This is a genomic window from Curtobacterium sp. UCD-KPL2560 (assembly GCF_001705035.1).
Lineage (GTDB): Bacteria > Actinomycetota > Actinomycetes > Actinomycetales > Microbacteriaceae > Curtobacterium.
The window spans coordinates 1-4,588 of sequence record NZ_MCIG01000127.1 but is presented as its reverse complement, the minus strand read 5'-3'; the positions used below and the strand labels follow the sequence as shown (position 1 = coordinate 4,588).

The 4,588-nt window shown below is 68.4% G+C and carries 5 protein-coding genes; 3 read left to right on the top strand and 2 right to left on the bottom strand.

Annotated features, from left to right (window positions below):
- The 3 genes from BEP24_RS15920 to BEP24_RS17260 form a co-directional block, all read left to right on the top strand.
- Positions 1 to 1,155: RHS repeat-associated core domain-containing protein (locus BEP24_RS15920; protein WP_216093158.1), on the top strand; the 1,155-nt coding region annotated here is incomplete at its 5' end.
- A 426-nt stretch (positions 1,156 to 1,581) separates the two neighbouring features.
- Complete coding sequence (locus tag BEP24_RS17265; RefSeq protein WP_139266389.1) at positions 1,582 to 1,968, top strand: hypothetical protein; 387 nt, start codon at positions 1,582 to 1,584, stop codon at positions 1,966 to 1,968.
- On the top strand, positions 1,955 to 2,323 hold the full coding sequence (locus BEP24_RS17260; protein WP_139266390.1) for a hypothetical protein: 369 nt from the start codon (positions 1,955 to 1,957) through the stop codon (positions 2,321 to 2,323). The genes BEP24_RS17265 and BEP24_RS17260 overlap by 14 nt, the downstream gene beginning before the upstream one ends.
- A gap of 258 nt (positions 2,324 to 2,581) precedes the next feature.
- Here the strand turns inward: BEP24_RS17260 and BEP24_RS15915 are convergent, their stop codons facing one another.
- On the bottom strand, positions 2,582 to 3,424 hold the full coding sequence (locus BEP24_RS15915; protein WP_065965100.1) for a formate/nitrite transporter family protein: 843 nt from the start codon (positions 3,422 to 3,424) through the stop codon (positions 2,582 to 2,584).
- 122 nt (positions 3,425 to 3,546) lie between these two features.
- Positions 3,547 to 4,551, bottom strand: a complete 1,005-nt coding sequence (locus BEP24_RS15910) for an alpha/beta hydrolase (protein ID WP_065965097.1) — start codon at positions 4,549 to 4,551, stop codon at positions 3,547 to 3,549.
- Positions 4,552 to 4,588: the final 37 nt, after the last annotated feature.

Sequence of the window (4,588 nt, the reverse complement as noted above, 5' to 3'; positions counted from 1 at the left end):
GGCGGGCTGACCGCGGAGCTCCGTGGGACGAGCGCGGTGTGGTCGTACCCGAACCTCCACGGGGACATCGTCGCCACCACCGACGGGTCGGGCCAGCTCGCCTCGCAGGTGTTGCCGGTGTACGACCCGTTCGGGCAGGTCATGGACCAGGCCACCGGCCTGTTCGGTACGGCCACGGCGAACCAGTCCGGGCCGGACACGCAGCAGGGCAACGCCGACTACGGATGGCTCGGGCAGCACCAGAAGCTCAGCGAACACCTCGGCTCGATCGCCACGATCGAGATGGGCGCCCGGCAGTCCGTCGCTGCACTCGGACGGTTCCTGCAGGTCGACCCTGTTGAAGGGGGCACCGACAATGCGTACGCGTACGTCAACGATCCCATCGATGCGTTCGACCTCACCGGCCGCTCGACGTTCGAAGAACTCGATCCTGCCGGGGGTTGGGGCGACCCCGTCGGTGGCGCCGGGGCGAAGCCCCTCAGTGAGGAGCCTGGGCGCGCCAACGGAGAGACGGGAGCAACAAAATACGGCAGGGACATGCACGCGAAGTGGTCCTACCCGGAGGGTTTCCAAGGTGTGGTCGAGGCCTTCTTCAACGCAGGGTCGGTGCTGGAAGAGGACGGTGACGCCACTGCCGCCAGGCGCGCGTTTGCGCAAGGCCTCAGCGGGGGTGATGTCAAGTGCGCGTACGCCCTGGCTTGGATGGAGAAGGTCGACGAGAACGACGACGAGGCGATGCGACTGATGGAGGTCGTCGTCGACTCGGACGATCCCGCGATGCGAGCGGAGGCGGCTGGGGTCATCGGAGTGTGGAAGTTCGACGAGGGAGATCGCGACGACTCCACGGAGAGCATGTTGGTGCGCGGGTTCGGGATCTATCCGAGTGCCGGGCCGACACTGTGCCGGCTCTGGGCCGAGCAAGGCCGACTCATGCTCGCTCGGCTGACTCTCGAGAGCATGATCGACACCAATGTCGAGGCGGCTGTACCGCTCGGAAACCTGCTCCTCGATCACTTCGCCGACGTGGACGGTGCTCGAGCGGCGTACACGAGTGGCCAAGAACGAGGAGACACCCACGCTGCCGACAACCTGCAGCACCTGGAGCAGGCCCGCAGCGCCGCGCACACCGCTCCAGCGGACTCCTCGGAAGCCTGAGGAGAGCGGGACGCGACCGGACGACGGACGGGAGGAGCGGCACCCGCTGGCACCGCGCTCCCGCCCTGGGGTCGGATCGTCCGGTACACGCTGTGACGTTCTCCCGCGACGAACGAGGTCGTGGGCCCTGCGTCCGCGGGCGCGGCCCGGTCGGGGTCGGACCGTCATCCGGAACTGTCTCGTCGTACCGTGCGCCAAGATGGCGATGGTTCACGTCACCGGCGACGCGATGACCACCGCGGTCTGCACGTCGGACGCCGAGGGGAGATCTTGATGCGCTTGAGTCGACGAGGGCGTCGTGAACGAGTACGTGCAGAGATGACGCCGTTCATTCCATCGAGCAATCTCGTTCCGCCGCTGGAATCGTGGCCTCCTGGCGGTGTCGCCGGGAGACCGCGGTCTTCTCGACATGCCAGTTCTTGGTTCGTGGCAGGACGCATCCCTGTATCCCAGCACCATCCGAACGCGTACCGACTCTGGCTTCCAGCACCGGAGATCAGAATCACCGGAGACTCCATCGACGTGGTCGTGAACGGTTCGAGTGATCATCTCTGCGGAGCCGGCGAGGGTGGCCTGATCGACGCGATCACGCGCTCGGAGGGCGTGAGCTGCAGCCTGAGCCCGGATGACTTCCATGCGGGAATGCGTTGGCATGAGGAGCGTCGGCGCGAACTCTGGGCTTCGCTGTCAGAAGACGAAGAAGATCATCAGTACTACGGTTCATGTGATGCTCGCGTTGCCGTAGACCCGCACGGGCACATCATCACAGCTCATCCGACGACGCCGAATGCGGTACCTCATGACCTATCTTGATGCTCCCGTCAATCTGCGTGAGCTTTTGCTGCGCATCGATTTCGTGACGGAGGGCTGGGGTGGGCTCGGGCTTGTCGTCACAACGCCCAGGCGTCCTCATACGACGCGATTGGCTCGAAGGAGTCTCCCACTACTCATCAACGGCGAAGATTTGAAGGCGGATTGGGCGATTCTGCTTGCAAACGCGACGGAGTATTCGATATCTCAAGATCTTCTTGATCATGATCGCGTGATTGCTCTTCTAGAGACGCTTCTCGAGGAGAAGATCTTGTCTGCTGACAAGACGGCGACGGCGTTGCTCCTCATCAATGGGTGGATTCGCGCGATGGACGCGAGAAGTCTGAACTTGATGTAGAAGTCGCGAGTGCCGACTCGGTACCAGTGTCTGCCGCTGAGAGGGAAGAGCTGTGTCCATGCACTCTTGGAGTGCCTTGGCCGCGCACGCGACGTTCCGGAGATCACGGCACCGCAGGCGTGAAGCCCATCACCACATGTAAGCCGGCGGCCGTCATCACCGACGACATCCAGCCAGTCGAGTGCGGGCCGCGCGTCCAGGAGATCGCGGTAGGCACCGGGCCTCCCGGGCAGCGCCCATCTCGAACGCGCACCGAGTTCAGGTCTGCTCGCGCCCCGACCGGTCAGGCGCGTCCGGTGCATTCCGTCGGCGCCTCTTCAGCAGGTCCGCCGAGCGCACGAGCCGCAGCGCCGTGACGAGGAGGACCCCGCCGAGCACGTTGCAGAGCAGCGTGTACCCGAACCACCCGAGCCACTGCCCGTAGGTGATCGACGCGCCCGCCTGGATCGCCCCGAACACCAGGAGCGAGTCGAGGATCGAGTGGAACAACTGCAGCCCGGACAGCAGGAAGCCCCCGAGCACAGCCGCGACGATCTTCGCCGGGTCGGAGTCGGTGCCCTGCTGCATCCGGGTCACGAGCGTGATGGTGCTGCCGCCGAGGACCGCGAGCGCCACGGTCTGCAGGCCGAACGGACTGTCGACGTAGTGGCGGGCCGACTCCTCGAGCACCGTGTGCCACTGCGGGAACGCCTGCACGACGATCCACATGAACACCCACCCGCCCGCGAGGTTCGCGAGCAACGTGCCCGCCCAGAGACGGACGAGCTGCAGCCAGGTGCCCTCGCGGGCGATGAGCGCGACGATCGGGACGAGGAAGTTCTCGGTGAACAGCTCGCTGTGCGCGAGGAAGAGCGCGACGAGTCCGACGCTGAACGCCAGGCCGGCGAGCAGGTGGTCGCCGGTGGCGTGCAGGACCGCGAGGTACCCCATCACACCGAGGCCGATCTCGAGCCCACCGGCGAACCCGGTCGCGAGGACCACCCGCAGCGTGCGCTGCAGCCGCTCCGCGCCCTCCTCGACCACCGCGTCGAAGGACTCCTCGATCTTCTCCTCGACCGGTGCGTCGCCCTCGCCCAGTTCCCGCCGTCGGTCGTCCGTCACCGCTCAGACGCTAGCCCTGGGTCGCCGGGCCGCCACCAGGGACGGGCGCGGGACGCGACCGGACGTCGGACGGGAGGCGCGGCACCCGCTGGCACCGCGCCTCCCGTCCGGCGGTCCGCACGTCACGGACGCGGTGCCGCCGGTCCCAGCAGTCGCGTCGTCCAGTCGGCGAGCGCGCCGACGGCGCGCCGCGACACGACGGCGTCGGGCACCATGCTCGTGAAGCCGTGGAACGCGCCCGGCCAGACGTGCAGCTCGGCGTCGACGCCCGCCGCCCAGAGGCGGCTCGCGTACACGACGGTCTCGTCGCGGAAGACCTCGGCGGTCCCGCAGTCGACGTACGCCGGGGGCAGGCCGGACAGGTCGGTGGCGCGCGCCGGTGCGGCGTACACCGAGACGTCGTCGGTGCCGCGGCGGGTGCCGAGCAAGGCGTCCCACCCGAAGCGCGTCATCCCGCGGTCGGCGACGCCGACGCCGTCGATCTGCCGTGTCGACACGGTGTCGTCGCGGTCGTCGAGCATGGGGGAGACGAGGACCTGCGCGAGGATCGCCGGCCCACTGCGGTCGCGGGCGAGGAGTGCGGTGCCGGCGACGAGCCCGGCGCCGGCGCTCTGTCCGGCGACGACGATGCGGTCGGGGTCGATGCCGAGCTCGGCCGCGTGCTCGGCGACCCAGACGAGGCCGGCGTAGCAGTCCTCGACCGGGGTGGGGTCCGGGTGCTCGGGCGCGAGGCGGTAGTCGATGCTCAGCAGGACGACGTCGTGGTCGAGCAGCCACCCCTCGTAGGCGTCGAGGTTGCCGAGGTGGTGGCCCATCACCATCCCGCCGCCGTGGACGGTGTAGACGGCCGGGACGGTGCCGGTCTGCCCGGTGCGCCGGACGACGGCGAGGTCGATCGGTGCCCCGAGGTGCCCGGGCACGCTGACGGTGCGGCGCTCCCACCCGCGGGCGTGGAGCCAGGCGTCGAGCGACTCCTCGGTCTGCTCGAGCCGGCGCATGTGGGGGAGTGCCTCGGGGGTCAGGGTGAACGGGCCGCGCGCCTCGAGGGCCGTCAGGAAGGGGACGAGCTCGGGGTCGAACGGCGGGCGGGCGACGGTGGTGGTGGCTGTGGTGGGCGTCTCAGGCACGGGTCGACTCCTGGTCGGTGGTGGGGTTGGTGTGGTC